We start from the raw sequence: 19,803 nt of genomic DNA, 5'->3' as shown, positions 1-19,803 counted from the left end.
CTCCAAGCGATGTTCGCATGACGGCAGACGGCGTCGATCGCCGCATTGATACCCCCCAGTTAGGCCTCTTCGGCGGCCCCATAGTGCAACACCGTGACAGCTCCCGTCTATCCCGCCCTTCGTCGTAGCCGAACCGGACGACTGGGGCACCGGGTGCGAAACACCGGTGCCCCTGCGTGGTCAGGCGCTCACGAACAGTTCGTGGTCGATCTCGTTCCACTCGGCGATCAGCGCGCCGAACTCGCCGCGGATCAGCTCGTCGTAGGCGGCCGAGGAGGTGTGCGCGTCGTACGCGGCCTGGTCGGCGAAGTGCTCGACGAACAGCAGGTAGTCGGCCTTGGCCGGGTCGCGGTAGACGCGGAACGACAGCGTGCCGGCTTCCTGCTGGGGACCCCGCGGGGTGAACTTCTCGACGATCCGCTCGGCCGCGGCCTGCGTGCCCGGCTTCAGGCCGATCGGGAAAACTTTGATGAGCACGGGGAATCCCGCCTTTCTCGAACTTTGGATCTTGTGGGTCACCAGCTTCGGGCCCAGGTGACCCGGGTGTCTGGTCAGATCCGGACACACGGCCACGTCCGGATCCGGCCAGTGCGGCGCCGTGTCGTGCGCGAAACTGTTGGCATGACGACGTTCTCGGCGGTGATCACGACCGGTATCTACTGCCGGCCGGGCTGTGGGGCACGACCGAACGCGGAGAACGTGCGGACCTTCGAGCTCGCCGCGGCCGCGGAGGCCGCCGGGTTCCGGGCCTGCCTGCGCTGCCGGCCGTACCGGATCGCCGGCGATCTGCCTTGGGACGCACCGGAACTCGTCTGCCAGGCCGTGCAGCTGATCATCGCCGGAGAGCTGGACATCGGCAGCGAGGCCGATCTCGGCGCCCGGCTGGGCCTGTCCGCCCGGCACCTGCGCCGGCTTTTCCATGAGCACCTGGGACTTACGCCCGACCAGCTGGCCCGTTCGCGCCGCGCGCACTTCGCCCGCCGGCTGCTCGACGACACCGACCTGACCATCGCCGACATCGCGTTCGCGTCCGGGTTCGGCAGCCTGCGCCAGTTCAACCGGGCCATGCAGGAGGTGTTCCGCGATTCGCCGCAGCTGCTGCGGCAGCGCCGCCGGAAGGCCGACCGGCTGGTGGCCGACGGCGGCCTGACGATGCGCCTGCCCCACGTGTCCGGCTATGACTGGCCGCAGGCGGTGAAAACCCTTGCCACGCGGGCGATTCCGGGTGTCGAGTCGGTCGAGGACGGCGTCTACCGCCGGACCATCACCCTCGACGGCGGGCCGGGGCTGCTGGAGATCCGCGACGGCGGCTCAGATCACCTTCTGCTGCAAGCACATCTGCCGTATTGGGAGGGTCTGATCCACGTGGTCGACCGGGTCCGGCTGATGCTCGGCCTGGACGGCACGGCACCGCGCGCATGGGCGCCGTTCGAGGCGGGCGTGGCCGATCTGCTCCGGCGGGACGGCGGTGACACCCGGGCCCGGATGGGCGAACTCGTTCGGGCGCATGGCCCGGCCCGGCCGGGTCTGGGTCACGGCCTGACACATGCCTTTCCTGACGCGGAAACGCTGGCAGCCGCCGCGGACCCGGTGATCGGCGCGTTCGCCAAAGCCGTTGCGGCGGGTGACATTCATCTGAACGACTGATCGTTTCGCCTGCCGGATAGAGTGATCTGGTGCACATCCGTGCATGACCGGACGTTCGGCCGGATGGTGTCGCGCGCGACCCCGGCTAAGGTGAACCCGCAGAGGCCACCGACCGTTCCGATGAGGTGCAATCGCAGTGTCGAACTTGGACGAATACCAGCGCGCGGGCGTGGACTATTCCATTTTGGATCAAGTCAAGCGCAGTGCCGTGCAGCGCGCGGCCGCCACGAGCCCGCTGCTGGCCGCCCATGGCGCGACCGAGTTCCCCGGTTCCCGCGGGGCGACGGCGTATGTGCTCAAGCTCGGCGGCCTGACGCTGGCGACGGTCACCGAGGGCCTGGGCACCAAGTCGGTCATCGCCGAGGACTACCTGGAGCTGACCGGCGAGAGCCGGTTCGCCGATGTGGCCATCGACGCGGTGGCAGCCATTGTCAACGATGTCATCTCGGTCGGGGCGAACCCGGTGGTCGTGACCGCCTATTTCGCCACCGGCGACGCGAACTGGTACGTCGACGAGCGCAAGTCCATGGCCCTGCTGGAAGGCTGGCAGCGGGCCTGTGAGCAGTCCGGGGCGGCCTGGGGCGGCGGCGAGTCGCCCGCGCTGCCGGGCATGCTCACCGGCGCCGGGATCGAGCTGGGCGGCAACGCGCTGGCCCTCGTTCCCGAGGGCCGCGAGCCGGTGTTCGGCGACCGGATCGAGCCCGGCGACCGGATCGTCGTACTGCCCAGCTCCGGCCTGCACACCAACGGCTCCTCGCTGGCCCGTCGCGTCGCCGCCGAGCTGCCCGCCGGGCTGCGGACCAAACTGCCCAGCGGGCGGGACTTCGGCGCGGCTCTGCTGGACCCGTCCGTGCTGTATCCCGCATTTGTGCGGGGTGTGCTGGACTCCTCGGTCCACCCCCGCTTCCTGAACCCGATCACCGGGCACGGGTTGCTGAAGATGATGCGCGCGAACACGAACGTGCGCTACGTCATCGAGCGCGTGCCCGAGGTGCCGGAGGTGCTGGACTTCCTGGCCCAGCAGACCGGGATGCAGCCCGCGGCGTCCTACGCGACGCTCAACATGGGCTTCGGCTACGTCGCCGTGGTCGCGGCGGACGACGCCGACCAGACCGTGGAAATCGCGCAGCAGAACGGTTACGACGCCTTCGTCGCCGGGGAAGTGGTGGCCGGCGACCGTTCGGTTTCGGTGCCCTCGCTCGGGATCGAGTACAAGGGCGAGGAGTTCGCGGTCAGCTAGCTCTTGCGGGCTTTCCTTAGCGCACGGCCCATTTTGATCAGGTAGCCGAGGCTGGGCGGGATCCAGCCCAGCTGGATCGCCATGCCTTGGTCGTCCCGGTTGGCCCGGTGGTCGACGATCTGGCCGTCCCGCAGGCGGACCCAGTGCGTCCGCATGGTGGCGAACGTCCTCCCGGTGGCCGGAAACGCTTGTGCGGGAAGGCCTTCCGGGTCATAGGTGACGAACGTGCCGGTCTGCCGGCCGGTCATGGTGGCGTGCAGTACCACGAGGTCGTCCTCGGCGACGACCTCGTGGACCTCCAAGGCGAACCCGGTTGGAGTTGGTTCCAACGAACTGTCAAGGAGGGTCGTGGCTCGGTACTCGATGGATCTGCGTGCGGAGCAGACCGCCGTTGCGCGGCGCCGGATCTTGGCGGCGGCCGTGGAGTTGTTCACTAGCAACGGCTATCTCGGCACGAAGCTCGCTGAGGTGGCTAAGGCGGCGGGGGTGAGTGTGCAGACGGTGTACAACGTCGTGGGGAACAAGGCTGCGCTGCTCAAGGCGGCTTATGACGTGACTGTCGCCGGGGATGACGAGCCCGTGCCGATCGCGCGGCGGGAGGTGGTGCAGGCCATGCTGGCGGCTTCGTCGGGGCGGGAGTGTTTGGCGTTGTATGCGCGGATGGCGCGGGCTTTGGGGGAGCGGGTGCTGAAGTTGCAGGTTGTGCTGCATGGACAGGCCGCGACTGGAGATCCGGATTTGGTGGCTTTTGTGGCGGTCACTGATCGGGAGCGGCGGGTGGGGGCCGAGAATTTGGTTCGGCATGTTGGGGAGCGGTTTGGGTTGGCGGTTGAGGCTGGGGTTGCCGCGGATATTGTCTGGAATTTGACTTCTCCGCAGGTTGTGGATGGGTTCGTCAGTGGGTGTGGGTGGGGGTGGGAGCGGTTTGAGGGGTGGTTGGCTGGGGCTTTGGCGGATTCTTTGTTGGTTTGAGGGCGGCTGGCTTTCTGGCCTGGGCGCGGGCTAGGGCCGACTTCGGTGCTGGTCAGCCGGGCTTCCGTGTGGTCAGGTCGGCTTTGACGCTGGTCAGGGTGGCTTTTGTGGCTGGGGCGCGGTTCGGTTTGACATGGGTCCCGTCAGCGGCCCGCGGCAGGAGAGCCGGCTTTGCTTCACAAAGAAAAACCCCAGGCCGTTTGGCCCGGGGTTTTGGGTGGTCCTTTTTTTGGGGAGTCAGTTGGCGGGGAGGGGTTGGCCGCCGCGTTCGGTGAGGAGGGTTGTCATGTACTGGACCTCGGCGGTTTGGCCCACGACGATCGTTTTGGCGAGGTTGCGGACGGCTGCCTCTGCTGCGTGGTCGCGGCCGTACTGGGCCATCGACAGGCCGCCGGTGTGGTGGCGGATCATCAGCTGGAGGAAGTAGACGTCGAGGTCCTTGCCGGTGAGCTTGCGCAGTTTCGCCAGCTCCTCCTGGGTGGCCATGCCGGGCATGAGCTCGCCCGGTTGCATGCCCGGGTGGTTTTCCGTGCCGCCGTGGTTGTGCGCGCCTCCGGAGCCCGCTGTGGCCATCCAGCTCATCGCCTGGCGGTCCGGTGGGCGGGTGTCCGGCTGGCCCCACAGCTCCAGGTAGCCCGCGAACCTGCCTACCTGGCCCGTCTGGGTGCCCTCGATGTCGAAGGCGAGGGTTTTGACGGCCGCGTCGGTGGTGTGGTCACGGGTCCAGGCCGCCATCGAGATCGCCTGGAGGTGGTGGGTGGTCATGTCCTGCGCGAACCCGACGTCGACGGAGTCGGCGCCGGGGACGCTGGTGGAGTTCGACGTGGCGAGCGTGACCAGCATCCCGATCGCCGCCCCGACCAGCAGGATGGCCAGGGCCGCGGCCGAGAAGATGATGACCCGCTGCCGGCTGGGCGGCGGGGTGTCATCCTCTTCGGCCAGCTCCTCGGGGGAGGTCACGTCGGTGGTCACTGGCTCGGCTGGGTCGCGGGCGCCTGGCCGGAAGCCGGGGCCTGCCCGGTGGCGGGGGCCGATGCCGGAGCCGAGGCCGGGGCGGAAGCGGGCGCCGACGGCGGGGCCTCCTGGCCGTTCTGCATCTGCGCCTTGGTGGCGCCGGTGCCGTCCATCTTCACCGCGTCCGCGGGCAGCGGGCTGGAGTCGAACTTCGGCGGGTTGTTCGGGTCGAACCCGTCCTGGGTGTCACACCGCGCGTCCGGCTCGGGGAACTGGTAGGTGTTGCGGCGCAGGGACTTGATGAACTCGTCCACGCGCTCGTCGTTCACGTTGTCCAGCTTGAGCTGGTGGCCCCAGGACTGCAGCGACAGCGGGTGGTCCAGGTTGGGGTACGGCGACATGGCGATGAAGTCCTGGCCCTGGACCTTGCCCTTCAGCACGTCCAGGTCGGCGCCCTTGACCTTGTCCGGGTTGTAGGTCACCCAGACCGCACCGTGCTCGAGCATGTGCACCATGTTCTCGGAGCGCACCGGGTTCGGGTACACCATGCCCTCGCAGCTGGCCCAGACCCCGTCGTGCGGGCCGCCGAACGGCGGCGACTGGTCGTAGGCCACGCGCTGGGTCGCGGTGACGTGGATGCCCTGGTCGTACTTGACCTTCACGATGCCCGGGATGTCGTCCGACGGGTCCTGGTTGGACTCGGTCGGCTTCCACGCGTTGGCGTCGGCGATCTTGATGTACGCGTACCCGAAGACCACACCGGCCAGCGCGACGAGGGCCACGATGATGCCGATCGTGCCCCACGGCTTCGGCTTCTTCACCGCTGCGGCCGACCTCGCGGCTTTGAGGCTCTTGCTGCTCTTCCCCTTGGAGCCACCGGACCTGCCGGTCGGCTTGCCACCGGACTTCCCGGCGTTCGTGCTCTTCGTGCCGCTGGCCATGCCGCTCTCGGACCTCGTTTCCGTTACTTCGTGACCCACTACCGCCTTGGATCGCGCCCGGTGGACAGTGTAGGGACCAGGTGTCTGCTTGCTGTCAACTGCCGACCGGTGTGGAACCCGCAGGTGCGGGCGACGGGTCGAATGGTGGCGGGTTGTCCGGGTCGAAGGTGGGCGAATCGCACATCGCGCCCGGTTCCGGGTACTGGTACTCGTTGGTGCGCAGGGCCACGATGAACTGGTCCACCCGGGGGTCGGCCGGGTCGTCGAGCTTCAGCCGGTGGCCCCATGACTGCAGCGAGACCGCTTTGTCCAGGTCCGGGTAGGGCGACATGACCATGTACGGCTCGCCCTTGACCTTCTTGGCCAGGTTCGCCAGGGCCTCGCCGGTGACCTGGCCGGGGTTGTAGGCGATCCACACCGAGCCGTGCTCCAGGGTGTGCACCATGTTCTCGTTGCGGACCGGTTTGGTGTAGACCACACCGCTGCACGCGGCCCAGACCGCGTCGTGCGCTCCGCCGAACGGCGGCGACTGGTCGTAGGCCACCCGCTGCGGCGCCTGGATGTGCAGGCCGGTGGCGTACGCCTTGATCTCGATGTCCTTGATCTTCTTCGACGGGTCCTGGTTGGTCTCGCTCGGCTTGAACGCCGCCAGGTCCTGGGGCTTCGCGGATGACGACGTCGACGTGCCGGTCTTCGGTGCGGCGGACGAGGAAGCGGCGGACGAGGCGGCGGTGGGCTGGCCCTGGGTCGTGGTCCCGCAGGCGGCGAGCAGCAGGACGGCCGCGCCTAGCAGGATCCGGGGGGTACGCACGCTGCAGACACCCTTTCGTCACGTTGACATCACGAGCCGGTTCGTCCAGGTCGAGGGGTTCTACCTAGACTTCGCGGAGTGAACCCCGCCGCGCTGGCCAGCCTTGTTCGTGCCACTGCAGTCGAGGTCCTCGCAGACCGAGGACTCGACAGTACCGTGCTGCCGGAATCCGTGACCGTGGAGCGACCGAGAAACCCGGAGCACGGCGACTACGCGACCAACCTCGCGCTGCAGGTCGGCAAGCGGGTCGGGGTCGCGCCGAGGGACCTGGCGACCTGGCTCGCGCAGGCGTTGAGCGCCAGCGACCAGATCGACGAGGCGCAGGTCGCGGGCCCGGGCTTCCTCAACGTCCGGCTGGCCGCGGCCGCACAGGGCGGCATCGTCGTGGACGTCGAGACCGCCGGTGCGGGCTACGGCCACGGCACCGAGCTCGGCGGCAAGCACATCAACCTGGAGTTCGTCTCGGCCAACCCGACCGGCCCGATCCACATCGGCGGCACCCGGTGGGCGGCGGTCGGCGACGCGCTGGGCCGGGTGCTCGCAGCGCGCGGCGCCCAGGTCACCCGCGAGTACTACTTCAACGACGCGGGCGCGCAGATCGACCGGTTCGTCCAGTCGCTGATCGCCGCCGTGCAGGGCGAGCCCGCCCCGGAGAACGGCTACGCGGGCGCGTACATCGCCGACATCGGCGCCGAGGTCCTCAAGCGCGAACCCGACGCGTTGTCGCTGCCCCCGGCCGAACGCGACGAGACGTTCCGCCGGATCGGCGTCGGCCTGATGTTCGACCAGATCAAGGCCTCGCTGCACGACTTCGGCACCGACTTCGACGTGTTCTTCCACGAGGACTCGCTGCACACCTCGGGCGCGGTCACCCGCGTGGTGGAGCAGCTCAAGGAGTCCGGCCACCTGTACCTGAAGGACGGCGCGTGGTGGCTGCGGTCGACCGACTACGGCGACGACAAGGACCGTGTCGTCATCAAGAGCGACGGTCAGCCCGCGTACATCGCCGGTGACATCGCCTACTTCGAGGACAAGCGGGCCCGCGGCGCCGACCTGTGCATCTACATGCTGGGCGCCGACCACCACGGCTACACCGCCCGGGTGAAGGCCGCCGCCGCGGCTCTGGGCGACGACCCGAACACGGTCGAGGTGCTGCTGGGGCAGCTGGTGAGCCTGGTCAAGGACGGCAAACCGGTGCGGATGAGCAAGCGCGCCGGGACGGTCGTGACCATGGAGGACCTGGTCGAGGCGGTCGGCGTGGACGCTGCCCGGTACGCGCTGATCCGGTCATCGGTGGATGCCACCCTTGAGGTCGACCTGGACCTGCTGGCCCAGCGGGTGCGCGCGAACCCCGTGTTCTACGTGCAGTACGCGCACGCGCGCATCTGCCGAGTGGTGGAGAACTCCACGAAATTCACCATGGATCCGGCCGGGGCCGATCTAGGGTTGTTGACGCACGAGCGCGAGGGAACCGTGATCCGGACCCTCGGCGAGTTCCCCAAGGTCGTCACCACGGCCGCCGAACTGCGTGAACCGCATCGGGTCGCCCGCTACCTGGAGGAGCTGGCCGGCGCGCTGCACAAGTGGTACGACGACGAGGAGAACCTGCGCATCCTGCCGCGGGGCGACGAGGAGGTCGCCCCGGTGCACCTGGCCCGGCTGCGGCTGGCCCTGGCGGTGCGGCAGGTCCTGGTGAACGGCCTGGAGATGCTCGGCGTCTCGGCCCCTGAACGGATGTGAGAAGTGAGAGCCCACCCCGCTGGACCGCGGCACGCGGACGTCCTGCTGCCGGCCAACACGGCCGGCCCGCGCCCGGCAGGCGTCGCCGAGCTGGATGAGCTGCCCGAGGCGGTCTGGCCGCGCAACGCCGCCCGCGGCGAGGACGGCGCCGTCCGGCTGGCCGGTGTCGACGTGCGGGAGCTGGCCGAGGCGTACGGCACGCCGCTGTTCGTGATGGACGAGGACGACTTCCGGTCCCGCTGCCGCGAGCACGCCCGTGCGTTCGGCGACCCGTCCCTCGTGCACTACGCGTCCAAGGCGTTCCTGTGCGTGGAGATCGCCAAGTGGGTCGCCGAGGAGGGGCTGAGCCTGGACGTGTGCAGCGGCGGCGAGCTGGCCATCGCGTTGCGCGCGGGCTTCCCGCCGGAGCGGATCACGTTGCACGGCAACAACAAGTCCGTCGCCGAGCTGACCGCCGCGGTGCAGGCCGGGGTCGGTGCGATCGTGGTCGACTCGTTCTTCGAGATCGCCCGGCTGGACCAGGTCGCCCGGGAGAACGACGTGATCCAGCCCGTGCTGATCCGCGTGACGGTCGGCGTCGAGGCGCACACCCACGAGTTCATCGCCACCGCGCACGAGGACCAGAAGTTCGGCTTCTCGCTGGCCTCGGGCGACGCCGCCGAGGCGGTCCGGCGCACGCTGAAGTCCGGCAACATCAGGCTGGTCGGCCTGCACAGCCACATCGGCTCGCAGATCTTCGACGTGGACGGCTTCGAGGTCGCCGCGCACCGCGTGATCAAGCTGCTGGCCGAGCTGCGCGACGAGCACGGCGCCGAGGGGCTGGCCGATCTGTCCACTGTGGACCTCGGTGGCGGCCTCGGCATCGCGTACACGCCCCAGGACGACCCGCCGCCGCCTTCGTGGCTGGCCGAGCAGCTGCGCACCATCGTGACCAAGGAGTGCGAGCACGAAGACCTTGCGGTGCCTCGCATTGCCGTCGAACCGGGCCGCGCGATCGTCGGTCCTGGCACCGTCACGGTCTACGAAGTGGGCACCATCAAGGACATCACGCTCGGCGCGGGTTCGGCTCGCCGGTACGTGAGCGTCGACGGCGGCATGAGCGACAACATCCGCACCGCCCTGTACGACGCGGTGTACGACGCCCGCCTGGTGTCGCGTGCGAGCGACGAGGGCGCGGGCGACACGCAGGCGACGCTCAGCCGGGTGGTCGGAAAGCATTGCGAGGCAGGCGATGTGATCGTGCGCGACTGCTGGCTGCCGTCGAACATCGCGCCCGGCGACCTGATCTCGGTGGCCGCCACCGGCGCGTACTGCTACGCGATGGCCAGCGGCTACAACCGCCTGCCGCGCCCGGCCGTGGTGGCCGTGCGCGACGGGCAGGCGCGGCTGCTGCTGCGCCGGGAGACCGTCGACGACCTGTTCGCGCTGGAGGTCTGAGTGAAACCGATCACGGTCGCGCTGCTGGGCTGTGGGACCGTCGGCGGCCAGGTGGTCCGGCTGCTCGACGAACAGGCCGACGACCTGACCGCGCGGATCGGCGCCCCGATCGAGCTGGCCGGGATCGCGGTGCGCCGCCCCGACCGGCACCGGGACGTGCCCAAAGAGCTGCTGACCGCGGACGCCGCCGCGCTCGTCGCGTCCGATGTGGACGTTGTCGTCGAGGTGATCGGCGGCATCGAGCCGGTGCGCACGTTGCTGCTGGATGCCTTGCGGGCGGGGAAGTCCGTGGTGTCGGCGAACAAGGTGCTGCTGGCCGAGAACGCCGGTGAGCTGTTCGCGGCGGCCGACGAGTCCGGCGCGGACCTCTACTTCGAGGCCGCCGTCGCCGGGGCGATCCCGTTGATCCGGCCGCTGCGCGAGTCGATGGCCGGTGACCACATCACCCGCGTGATGGGAATCGTCAACGGCACCACCAACTTCATCCTGTCCGCGATGGACGAGACGGGCGCCGGCTACGGCGAGACGCTGGAGGAGGCGAGCCGCCTCGGGTACGCGGAGGCCGACCCGACCGCGGACGTCGACGGCTACGACGCCGCTTCGAAGGCCGCGATCCTTGCCTCCATCGCGTTCCACACCCGTGTGACGGCCGGAGACGTTTACCGGGAAGGCATTTCCGCGGTGACCGCCGCGGACATCGCCGCGGCGCGGACTTTGGGCCGCACGATCAAGCTGCTGGCCATCTGCGAACGCGTCGACGACGCCGTCACCGTGCGCGTGCACCCGGCGATGATCCCGCGCAGCCACCCGCTGGCGAGCGTCGGCGGGGCGTTCAACGCGGTGTTCGTCGAGGCGGAGTCGGCCGGGCAGCTGATGTTCTACGGCCAGGGCGCCGGCGGCGCGCCGACCGCGAGTGCCGTCCTCGGCGACCTCGTCACCGTGGCGCGCAACCGGGTCGCCGGTGGCCGCGGGCCGCGCGAGTCGGCGTACGCGGACCTGCCGGTGCGCCCGATCTCCGAGGTCTCCACGCGCTACCACCTGAGCCTGGACGTGGCGGACAAGGCCGGTGTGCTGGCCAGCGTCGCCGCCGTGTTCGCCGAGCACGACGTGAGCATCGCCGCCGTGCGCCAGGAGGGGCGGGTCGAGGACGCCAGCCTCGTCATCGTCACGCATGCCGCGCCGGACGCGGCCCTGCGGTCCACAGTAGACAAAGTCGCCGGCCTCCCGGCCGTGCGCGAGGTCGTGAGCGTGATGCGTGTAGAGGGCGAGGAGTCCTGATGACGACGTCGATCGCGCGGTCTTGGCCGGGGATCGTGCAGGCCTACCCGGACCGGATCGCCGTGCCGCCCGGCGCGAGGATCATCACCCTCGGCGAGGGCGGCACGCCGCTGGTCGAGGCGCCGCACCTGTCCGAGCTGACCGGCAGCCGCGTGCTGCTCAAGGTCGAGGGCGCGAACCCGACGGGCTCGTTCAAGGACCGCGGCATGACGGTCGCGATGACGTACGCGCTGGCCGAAGGCGCCAAGGCGGTCATCTGCGCGTCGACCGGGAACACCTCCGCGTCGGCCGCCGCGTACGCCGCCCGAGCGGGCCTGACGTGCGCGGTTCTGGTGCCACGGGGCAAGATCGCGCTCGGCAAGCTGGCCCAGGCGGTCGTGCACGGCGCGCGCATCCTCCAGGTGGACGGCAACTTCGACGACTGCCTCGAGCTCGCCCGCAAGACCGCCGCCGACCACCCGGTCGCGCTCGTCAACTCGGTCAACCCGGTCCGCCTGGAAGGACAGAAGTCCGCCGCGTTCGAGATCTGCGACGCGCTCGGCCGCGCTCCCGACGTGCACTGCCTGCCGGTTGGCAACGCGGGCAACATCACCGCCTACTGGCTGGGCTACCGCCAGTACGCCGAGGACGCCGTTGTCCCTGCCACGCCAAGGATGTTCGGCTTCCAGGCGGCCGGGGCGGCGCCGCTGGTGCACGGGGCGCCGGTGGCGGACCCGGAGACCATCGCGACCGCCATCCGGATCGGCAGCCCAGCGTCCTGGACGGGCGCCATCAAGGCGCGCGACGCCTCCGGCGGCCTGATCGACGCGGTCACCGACGAGCAGATCCTGGCCGCGTACCGCCTGCTCGCGGGCCGTGAGGGCGTGTTCGTCGAGCCCGCGTCCGCGGCGAGCGTGGCCGGCCTGCTGGCGTCCGCGGACGACGGCCGGCTGCCGCGCGGCTCGCTCGTGGTGTGCACCGTCACAGGCCACGGCCTGAAGGACCCGGACACGGCTTTGTTGGAAATGCACGAGGTTGAGCCGATCCCGGTGGACGCCGGCGCGGTGGCCGGCGCGCTGGAGCTGCGATGACATCCGTTCGGGTGAAAGTTCCCGCTTCGACCGCCAACCTGGGCTCGGGTTTCGACACGCTGGGCATGGCTTTGGGCCTGTACGACGAAGTCGAGGCCCGTGTCATCGACGACGGGCTCAAGATCACGGTGGCCGGTGCGGGCGCCGGGGACGTTCCGTGCGACGAGGGGCACCTCGTGGCACGAGCCATCCGGACCGCTTGCGAGGCCATCGGTTTCCCGCTGCCCGGGCTCGAATTGGCCTGCCGCAACGCGATCCCGCACGCGCGCGGGCTCGGCTCGTCCGCCGCCGGGGTGGTCGCCGGGGTCGCGGCCGCATACGGCCTGGCGGGAATGGAAACCGACGACCGCGCGTTGCAGCTTGCTGCAGAGTTCGAAGGCCATGCCGACAACGCCGCCGCCAGCCTCCTTGGCGGGCTTGTCGTGACGTGGACCGAGGGTGAGCGCTACCGCGCGTTGCGGCTGGACCCCCACCCGGATGTCCGGCCCTTGTTGCTCATTCCGGGTGAATCCTCGTCAACCCACGTGACCAGGCAATTGTTGCCCGATCGTGTTCCGCACGCGGACGCGGCGTTCGCGGCCGCGCGCACCGCGCTGGCCGTCCAGGCCATCACCCTCCGGCCGGACCTGCTGCTGCCGGGCACCGCCGACCGGCTCCACCAGGAGTACCGGGAAGCGGCCTGGCCTGCGAGTTTGCGGGCCGTGCGGGCACTGCGCGAGCAGGGCGCCGCCGCCGCGATCTCCGGAGCGGGACCGACAGTGATCGTGCTCACCCAGGACGGGAAGCTGCCCCAAGGGGTGGACCTGACCGGGTTCGACGTCCGTGAGCTGCCGGTAGACCGCGAGGGAGTGCAGGTCAGCGCGATCTGAGCCGATCGCGACGCGCCGGGGGGTGGTTGTTGCACGTTGAAGCGGCGGCGTCTACCCTCGGGGGCGTTCAGTCACCGCGCGCACGGGCGCCCGGTGTCGTTCCCGGGGAAATCTTTTCCTGGGTCGCATCTGCCGTAGGGATGTCGGCTAGGTTCCATACCGAGGTCGACGGCCCCAGGTTTCCCGACAGCCGTGGTGACCGATGCTCCGTATTGGCGACCAAGTTCTGCGTCTGGTCCAGACCGTGGCCGGCGTGGTGACGAGAGTTCGCCGAGGGCGGAGAGACAAGCCGTTCCGCGTTCCGTCGGGCGGCGGTCCGCTGGTCCGCGTAGGAGGCGGGGACCGGTCAGGAAGGACATTAGTGAGCAACACCGATCTGTTGAGCAGCGATACGGCTGCGGGCACTCCCGACAAGTCCCAGGTCGCCGGCTCCAACGGCGGTGCCCCGCGCCGCCGTGCAGGGCTGTCCGGCATGGTGCTGGCGGAGCTGCGCGAGTTGGCCGGCCAGCTCGGCATCACCGGCACGACCGGGATGCGCAAAGGAGACCTGATCGCTGCGATCAAGGAGCGGCAGGGCGGGTCCGGCGGAGGGACCGCCGACACGCTGCCGCTCACCGACCTGCCGGCCGCCAAGCCGCCCAGGTCCGCCGCCAGGGAGCCCAAGCCGGCCATCGAGAAGAAGGCCGCGGCCGCGGAGAAACCCGCCGCCGCCGAGGAGGAGCCGGCCCAGAGCCGCCCCCGCCGCCGTCGCGCCGGCCGCCCCGCGGGCAGCCCCGAAGCCGCCGCCGTCGTCGAGACCAAGGCGGAGCCGAAGGCCGAGGAAGTGAAGGCCGAGGTGAAGCCGGAGCCGCAGGCCCGCGAGGAGCGTGCCGAGCGCCCGGAGCGTTCGCAGGGGGACCGCCGTCAGGGTCGCGGCGACCGTGAGCGCAACAACGACCGCGGCGACCGCGGTGAGCGTTCTGACCGCAGTGACCGTTCGGACCGTTCGGACCGGGGCGACCGCAATGAGCGCGGTGACCGTTCCGACCGGGGCGAGCGTGCCGACCGCGGGGACCGTGCCGACCGGGGTGACCGGCAGCAGGGCCGCGGTCAGCAGCAGAACCAGAACCAGGGCAACAACGGCCCGGACGACGATGACGACGACGAGCGCGGTGGCCGTCGCGGCCGCCGGTTCCGGGATCGTCGCCGCCGTGGGCGTGACGGGACCACCGGTGGCGGCGGGGGCGACACCGAGGTCCGCGAGGACGACGTCCTGCTGCCCGTCGCGGGTGTGCTGGACGTACTGGAGAACTACGCGTTCGTGCGCACCTCCGGCTACCTGGCCGGCCCGAACGACGTGTACGTCTCGCTTTCGCTCGTGCGCCGCTACGGCCTGCGCCGCGGTGACGCGCTGACCGGTCTGGTCCGCCAGCCGCGTGAGGGCGAGCAGCAGCGGCAGAAGTTCAACCCGCTGGTGCGGGTCGAGACCGTCAACGGGATGGACCCCGAGCAGGCCCGCAACCGGCCGGAGTTCACCAAGCTGACGCCGTTGTACCCGAACGAGCGACTGCGCCTGGAGACCGAGCCGCACATCCTGTCGACCCGCGTGATCGACCTGGTGATGCCGGTCGGCAAGGGCCAGCGTGCGCTGATCGTGTCGCCGCCGAAGGCCGGTAAGACCACCGTTCTGCAGCAGATCGCCAACGCGATCGCCAAGAACAACCCCGAGTGCTACCTGATGGTGGTGCTGGTGGACGAGCGGCCGGAAGAGGTCACCGACATGCAGCGGTCGGTGGACGGTGAGGTCATCGCCGCCACGTTCGACCGTCCGCCTGCGGACCACACCATGCTGGCCGAGCTGGCCATCGAGCGGGCCAAGCGCCTGGTCGAGATGGGCACCGACGTCGTCGTGCTGCTCGACTCGGTCACCCGCCTGGGCCGTGCGTACAACCTCGCCGCGCCCGCCTCCGGCCGCATCCTGTCCGGTGGTGTCGACTCGACCGCGTTGTACCCACCCAAGCGTTTCCTGGGTGCGGCGCGGAACATCGAGAACGGTGGCTCGCTGACCATCTTCGCGACCGCGCTGGTCGAGACCGGCTCCGCCGGTGACAGCGTGATCTTCGAGGAGTTCAAGGGCACCGGCAACGCGGAGCTCAAGCTCGACCGCAAGATCGCCGACAAGCGCACCTTCCCTGCCGTGGACGTCGACCAGTCCTCGACCCGCAAGGAGGACCTGCTCCTGTCGCCCGACGAGCTGGCCGTCACGCACAAGCTGCGTCGCGTCCTGCACGCCCTCGAGCCCCAGGCCGCGATCGAGCTGCTGCTCGACCGCCTCCGCAAGACCCGCACGAACATCGAGTTCCTCATGCAGGTCGCCAAAACCACCCCCGGCACCGGCGACGACTGAAGTCCGAGCCACACCCGGTAGCCGAACCGCCCCCGATCCCCACCGGATCGGGGGCGGTTCGCATATCCACCCACATAGCCCGCAGGCTCTATCCACGTGGAACAAGGGGGGTCTGCCGGTTTGCCGCCACCCCGCACAACATCGAACCGCGTGCGTGCCTACTGGGCGCCGCGATGGGTACATGGGTGCGCACCAGGCGCGGCCCCGGAAAGGCGCCGCCTAACCCCGTTGGGCTCCCTTCGGATGCAGCCGTGCTCCCGAATGCCCTCAATTACGATCGGCTCATCGGCGAAACTGAAGTTCGCCGCGGTGAAGCTGCCTCCCACCCTCTCCCCTCACACCCGCCCCTAGCGGAGTCCGAGTCACTCCGGTGCGCCCCGGGCGGATCTCTACCCGGTCGAGTCGAGGGACGACCTGATCCTACCGTTCCGTGTCCGACCCGTGACTGTGTGTGAGATTGGATCGCCCGACCGGTTAATTGCCGTCCGCCTGCTCGGCTCCGTACGTTCGGATTGGTGTTGGTTCGGCGAAAGGGAATGGTTGTGCGTAGGTTTATCGCCTTTGGTGTGGCTTTCGTGTTTTTCCTGACGGGCTTGGTGGGTAATGCCGTCGGTGCGGTGCCGCCTAGGTGTGACGCGCATTTCTACGGGTTGGGGAATGGGGAGGGTGTGTCGGTGTTCTGCTCTCAGGGGCCGTCGGACAGGTTCCGGGTCGTCGCCTACTGTGAGTCGGGGCTGGCCTCGTGGAACGAGTACGGGACGTTCGGCTCCACGGCCTTCGACGACTCCGACGCGCAGTGCCGTGGCCTGGTCGGGACGCCGCATGTCGCCGGGCATCGCGTCGACTGGCTATAGCGGCGGAATCAACCGACCGGCGTTGCCCTTCGGGTTTCCTTCGAAAAACGGTGCACCCACGAAATACGCGCCAGAATTGCCGAGCTGGGCAACCCCATGGCCATCGCAACCACTCCGGGCACGACAACCCCGTGCAGTGCGACGCCTATCCCGAGAATTACCACCGCATACACCCACCGTGTCCCACGCCACCGCGGCGAAGGCCAGTCCATCGAGAACCCGATCACCACGGTCACCCCCGCCGCGGCACCAAAGTGGGCGCTGGTCACTGTGGTGTCCGTGGGCAGGGCGAGGAGGAACTCGCCCACGGATGTGAGGCCGAGCACAGCCGCGATGAACAGTAGTGGCACCGCTGCCCAGGACAGCAGCGGGAAGGGGCGGTGCACGGCGCATTGCACGAGGTCAGTGTGGCGGGCGGGGCCGAAGTGGTACCCCGGGGGTCGGCAAAGGCCCGCCGTGGTGCGGTGGGTGGCCCCTGAGCGGCGGTGAACGGGCCAGCGGGGACAACGGCGGAACAAACCCGACCGGATGGGTGTTGTACGGGCTGGTCAGCGCGTCTGGCACACTAGACAGTCGAGTCCGGCTCCGGTTCACCCCAGTTTCCACGAGGGGACCCGGCGGCCACAACGAGAGGCGAGACATGAAGACGGGTATCCACCCTGAGTACGTCACCACCGAGGTGACCTGCGGCTGCGGCAACACCTTCACCACCCGCAGCACCAAGACCTCCGGTTCCATCCACGTCGAGGTCTGCTCCAACTGCCACCCGTTCTACACGGGCAAGCAGAAGATCCTGGACACCGGTGGCCGGGTCGCGCGCTTCGAGGCTCGCTACGGCAAGCGCAAGAAGTAGCTTCGTCGGCGGCGCCTGGTCCCAACGGGGACCGGGCGCCGTTTTCGTGCTCGGGACGACACCAAGCGAAGGGGTGAACCGTGGAAGATCTGCTGCAGGAGTACGCCGAGCTGGAGCGTGAGCTGGCCGACCCGGCCGTGCACGCCGACCAGGACCGGGCGCGCAAGCTCGGCCGGCGGTACTCGGAGCTGACCCCGGTCGTGAAGACCCTTCGCGAGCTGGAGTCCGCGCGCGACGACCTGTCGGCGGCCAAGGAGCTCGCCGCGGAGGACCAGGCGTTCGCCGCCGAGGCCGAGGCGATCGAGAAGCGCATCCCCGAGCTGGAGGAGCGCCTGTCCGAGCTGCTGCTCCCGCGTGACCCGCACGACGGCTCCGACGTGCTCGTCGAGATCAAGTCGGGGGAGGGCGGCGAGGAGTCCGCGCTGTTCGCCGGCGACCTGTTCCGGATGTACACCAAGTACGCCGAGCGGCGCGGCTGGAAGTTCGACGTGCTGGACGCCACCGAGTCGGATCTGGGTGGCTACAAGGACGTCACGCTCCAGCTCAAGGCCAAGAGCGCCGACCCTGATGGGGTCTGGGCCCGGATGAAGTTCGAGGGCGGCGTGCACCGCGTGCAGCGCGTGCCGGTCACCGAGTCGCAGGGCCGCATCCACACCTCCGCCGCGGGTGTCCTGGTCTACCCCGAGGTCGAGGACGTCGAGGTGGAGATCGACGAGAAGGACCTGCGCGTCGACGTGTTCCGCTCCTCCGGTCACGGCGGGCAGAGCGTGAACACCACCGACTCGGCCGTGCGCATCACGCACCTGCCGACCGGGATCGTGGTGTCCTGCCAGAACGAGCGGTCCCAGCTGCAGAACCGCGCCCAGGCCATGCACGTCCTGCGGGTCCGCCTGCAGGCGCTGGCCGAGGAGGAGGCCGCCAAGAAGGCCTCGGACGCGCGCCGCAGCCAGGTCCGCACGGTGGACCGGTCCGAGCGGGTGCGCACCTACAACTTCCCCGAGAACCGGATTTCCGACCATCGGGTGAACTACAAGGCCTACAACCTCGACCAGGTCCTGGAAGGCGACCTGGACGGGGTGCTCGACGCGCTGGCCAAGGCCGACCGCGAGGAACGGCTGGCCCAGTCCGGCGGGTGACCGGCCACTAAGCTGTGACGCCATGACGCGAACGCCGCTCCGGCTCGCCCTCAAGGCGGCACAGGAAAAACTCGCCGAGTCCGGTGTGGACAGTCCGCGCGTGGACGCCGAGCTGCTCGCGTCCCATGTGCTCGGTGTGGAGCGCAACCGCTTGCCGCTCATACCCTTGGTCGATCCGTCCGTTGTGGACGCTCTGCACCGGCTGGTGCTGCGCCGGGCCGGCCGCGAGCCGCTGCAGTACATCATCGGCACCGCCTGGATCGGCGACATCGAACTGGCCGTCGGGCCGGGCGTGTTCGTGCCCCGGCCGGAGACGGATCTGTTGCTGGACTGGGCGATCAAGGTCGCCCCACCGTCCTGTGTGGTCGTTGACCTGTGCACCGGATCGGGCGCGCTGGCGCTCGGGTTCGCGCACGCGCGGCCCGACGCGAAGGTGCACGCGGTCGAGATCGACCCGGTCGCGCTGTCCTGGGCCCGCCGCAACGCCGAGGCCCGCGCCGACGCCGGGGATCGGAGGATCCGCCTGCACTCCGGTGACGTCACCGACCCGAAACTGTTGGCCGACATGGAATCCACGGTCGACGTCGTGCTGTGCAACCCGCCGTACGTGCCCGACGACACACCCGTCCCGCCAGAGGTCGCCGAACACGATCCGCGCAAAGCGGTCTTCGGCGGACCGGACGGCCTGGACGTCATCAAACCGGTCATCGCGTGCGCCGCGCGCTTGCTCAAACCCGGTGGCTGGGTGGGTATCGAACACGACGACAGCCAGGGCGAGTCCGTGCCCGCGTTGCTGGCCGCCCGCAAGGTTCTCTCCGAGGCCACCGACCATCGCGACCTCGCCGGGCGGCCGAGGTTCGCCACCGCCCGCCGCGGCTGAGCGCTAACGCTCTGAAATGCGGTGATGCACAGGTGGTGTCCACAAGTCGCGACCGGATGGGCAAGGGATAGAGTTCGCAGTGTGAGCACCCTGTACGACTGTTCCTTGCGCGAGGACCGTCAGGACGGACTCGCCGCGGCCGCCGGTGCGGTGCGGTCTGGGCGGCTCGTGGTCATCCCGACCGACACCGTGTACGGCATCGGCTGCGACGCGTTCGACAGCGGCGCCGTGCGGGCGCTGCTGGAGGCCAAGAACCGCGGGCCGGACATGCCGGTCGGCGTGCTGGTGGGCTCCTGGACGGCGGTCGACGGCCTGGTGCTGTCCGTGCCGGACGACGCCCGCAAGCTGATCGAGGCGTTCTGGCCGGGTGACCTGTCCATCGTGCTCCCGCACGCGCCCAGCCTGGCCTGGGACCTGGGGAACACCCGGGGCACGGTGATGCTGCGCATGCCGTTGCACCCGGTAGCCATCGAGCTGCTGCGTGATGTCGGCCCGATGGCCGTCTCCAGCGCGAACCGCTCCGGCCACCCGCCGGCCGCGACCGCGCAGGAGGCCCGCGACCAGCTCGGCGAGTCGGTGGCGGTGTACCTGGACGGGGGACCGACCGGGGACCCGGTCCCGTCGTCCATCGTGGACCTGACCGGCAGCACCCCGATCCTGTTGCGGGAGGGCGCGGTCAGCCGCCAGGAGGTCGAGGACGCCCTCGGCACCGAAGTCGCGAGTCCCGCTTGAGCA

The 19,803-nt window shown here is 69.7% G+C and carries 20 protein-coding genes; 14 read left to right on the top strand and 6 right to left on the bottom strand.

The window, feature by feature from the left end:
* Window positions 1-180: 180 nt before the first annotated feature.
* Window positions 181-477 (bottom strand): antibiotic biosynthesis monooxygenase, encoded by a 297-nt coding sequence (locus AB0J95_RS26785; RefSeq protein ID WP_364763263.1) that lies wholly within the window; start codon window positions 475-477, stop codon window positions 181-183.
* Between the two features lie 144 nt (window positions 478-621).
* Between AB0J95_RS26785 and AB0J95_RS26780 the strand changes: the two genes are divergently transcribed.
* On the top strand, window positions 622-1,647 hold the full coding sequence (locus AB0J95_RS26780) for a helix-turn-helix domain-containing protein (protein WP_364763260.1): 1,026 nt from the start codon (window positions 622-624) through the stop codon (window positions 1,645-1,647).
* A gap of 136 nt (window positions 1,648-1,783) precedes the next feature.
* On the top strand, window positions 1,784-2,887 hold the full coding sequence (locus tag AB0J95_RS26775) for an AIR synthase-related protein (RefSeq protein WP_364763257.1): 1,104 nt from the start codon (window positions 1,784-1,786) through the stop codon (window positions 2,885-2,887).
* On the opposite strand, the gene AB0J95_RS26770 is transcribed toward AB0J95_RS26775, so the two are convergent.
* The gene (locus tag AB0J95_RS26770; RefSeq protein WP_364763254.1) at window positions 2,884-3,216 is read right to left on the bottom strand and encodes an ester cyclase; all 333 of its coding nucleotides are present in this window, start codon (window positions 3,214-3,216) and stop codon (window positions 2,884-2,886) included. The two genes, AB0J95_RS26775 and AB0J95_RS26770, sit on opposite strands and share 4 nt — an antisense overlap.
* Before the next feature lie 19 nt (window positions 3,217-3,235).
* Between AB0J95_RS26770 and AB0J95_RS26765 the strand changes: the two genes are divergently transcribed.
* Window positions 3,236-3,859 carry a TetR/AcrR family transcriptional regulator gene (locus AB0J95_RS26765; protein WP_364763251.1) on the top strand — a complete coding sequence of 208 codons (624 nt, stop codon included), beginning with the start codon at window positions 3,236-3,238 and terminating at the stop codon, window positions 3,857-3,859.
* 237 nt (window positions 3,860-4,096) lie between these two features.
* On the opposite strand, the gene AB0J95_RS26760 is transcribed toward AB0J95_RS26765, so the two are convergent.
* From AB0J95_RS26760 to AB0J95_RS26750, 3 genes are all read right to left on the bottom strand, one after another.
* Complete coding sequence (locus tag AB0J95_RS26760) at window positions 4,097-4,831, bottom strand: DUF305 domain-containing protein (RefSeq protein WP_364763248.1); 735 nt, start codon at window positions 4,829-4,831, stop codon at window positions 4,097-4,099.
* Complete coding sequence (locus tag AB0J95_RS26755; RefSeq protein WP_364763246.1) at window positions 4,828-5,754, bottom strand: DUF3105 domain-containing protein; 927 nt, start codon at window positions 5,752-5,754, stop codon at window positions 4,828-4,830. The genes AB0J95_RS26760 and AB0J95_RS26755 overlap by 4 nt, the downstream gene beginning before the upstream one ends.
* A 94-nt stretch (window positions 5,755-5,848) precedes the next feature.
* Entirely contained in the window at window positions 5,849-6,565 is a 717-nt protein-coding gene (locus AB0J95_RS26750) for a DUF3105 domain-containing protein (protein WP_364763243.1), read from the bottom strand.
* A gap of 78 nt (window positions 6,566-6,643) precedes the next feature.
* On the opposite strand from AB0J95_RS26750, the gene argS reads away from it, so the two are divergent.
* The 7 genes from argS (at window position 6,644) to AB0J95_RS26715 (ending at window position 16,199) form a co-directional block, all read left to right on the top strand.
* Window positions 6,644-8,305, top strand: a complete 1,662-nt coding sequence (gene argS, locus AB0J95_RS26745; RefSeq protein ID WP_364763240.1) for an arginine--tRNA ligase — start codon at window positions 6,644-6,646, stop codon at window positions 8,303-8,305.
* Window positions 8,306-8,308: 3 nt separating this feature from the next.
* A complete protein-coding gene (gene lysA, locus AB0J95_RS26740; RefSeq protein ID WP_364763237.1) occupies window positions 8,309-9,742 on the top strand; it encodes a diaminopimelate decarboxylase in 1,434 nt (477 codons plus the stop codon).
* Window positions 9,743-11,020: a homoserine dehydrogenase gene (locus AB0J95_RS26735; protein WP_364763234.1), complete on the top strand. Its 1,278-nt coding sequence runs from the start codon at window positions 9,743-9,745 to the stop codon at window positions 11,018-11,020. It abuts the gene before it with no gap.
* Complete coding sequence (gene thrC, locus AB0J95_RS26730; protein WP_364763231.1) at window positions 11,020-12,090, top strand: threonine synthase; 1,071 nt, start codon at window positions 11,020-11,022, stop codon at window positions 12,088-12,090. The genes AB0J95_RS26735 and thrC overlap by 1 nt, the downstream gene beginning before the upstream one ends.
* On the top strand, window positions 12,087-12,959 hold the full coding sequence (gene thrB / locus AB0J95_RS26725; RefSeq protein ID WP_364763229.1) for a homoserine kinase: 873 nt from the start codon (window positions 12,087-12,089) through the stop codon (window positions 12,957-12,959). Before thrC ends, thrB begins: the two co-directional genes overlap by 4 nt.
* Window positions 12,960-13,320: 361 nt before the next feature.
* Window positions 13,321-15,345 (top strand): transcription termination factor Rho, encoded by a 2,025-nt coding sequence (gene rho / locus AB0J95_RS26720; RefSeq protein ID WP_364763226.1) that lies wholly within the window; start codon window positions 13,321-13,323, stop codon window positions 15,343-15,345.
* Window positions 15,346-16,019: 674 nt separating this feature from the next.
* Window positions 16,020-16,199: a hypothetical protein gene (locus tag AB0J95_RS26715; RefSeq protein WP_364763223.1), complete on the top strand. Its 180-nt coding sequence runs from the start codon at window positions 16,020-16,022 to the stop codon at window positions 16,197-16,199.
* Between the two features lie 8 nt (window positions 16,200-16,207).
* On the opposite strand, the gene AB0J95_RS26710 is transcribed toward AB0J95_RS26715, so the two are convergent.
* On the bottom strand, window positions 16,208-16,597 hold the full coding sequence (locus AB0J95_RS26710; RefSeq protein ID WP_364763220.1) for a hypothetical protein: 390 nt from the start codon (window positions 16,595-16,597) through the stop codon (window positions 16,208-16,210).
* Window positions 16,598-16,839: 242 nt separating this feature from the next.
* Between AB0J95_RS26710 and rpmE the strand changes: the two genes are divergently transcribed.
* The 4 genes from rpmE to AB0J95_RS26690 all read left to right on the top strand — a co-directional run bounded on the left by rpmE (window position 16,840) and on the right by AB0J95_RS26690 (window position 19,800).
* Window positions 16,840-17,052 (top strand): 50S ribosomal protein L31, encoded by a 213-nt coding sequence (gene rpmE, locus AB0J95_RS26705; RefSeq protein WP_364763217.1) that lies wholly within the window; start codon window positions 16,840-16,842, stop codon window positions 17,050-17,052.
* Between the two features lie 80 nt (window positions 17,053-17,132).
* Window positions 17,133-18,188 (top strand): peptide chain release factor 1, encoded by a 1,056-nt coding sequence (gene prfA / locus AB0J95_RS26700; RefSeq protein WP_364763214.1) that lies wholly within the window; start codon window positions 17,133-17,135, stop codon window positions 18,186-18,188.
* Window positions 18,189-18,210: 22 nt separating this feature from the next.
* Window positions 18,211-19,068 carry a peptide chain release factor N(5)-glutamine methyltransferase gene (gene prmC / locus AB0J95_RS26695; protein ID WP_364763211.1) on the top strand — a complete coding sequence of 286 codons (858 nt, stop codon included), beginning with the start codon at window positions 18,211-18,213 and terminating at the stop codon, window positions 19,066-19,068.
* A gap of 81 nt (window positions 19,069-19,149) precedes the next feature.
* The gene (locus AB0J95_RS26690; RefSeq protein WP_364763208.1) at window positions 19,150-19,800 is read left to right on the top strand and encodes an L-threonylcarbamoyladenylate synthase; all 651 of its coding nucleotides are present in this window, start codon (window positions 19,150-19,152) and stop codon (window positions 19,798-19,800) included.
* Window positions 19,801-19,803 lie beyond the last annotated feature (3 nt).

It is taken from the genome of Actinocrispum sp. NPDC049592 (assembly GCF_040675465.1).
GTDB lineage: Bacteria > Actinomycetota > Actinomycetes > Mycobacteriales > Pseudonocardiaceae > Kibdelosporangium.
Note: the sequence above shows the minus strand (reverse complement) of the source record. Positions and strands in the feature narration are given on the sequence as shown.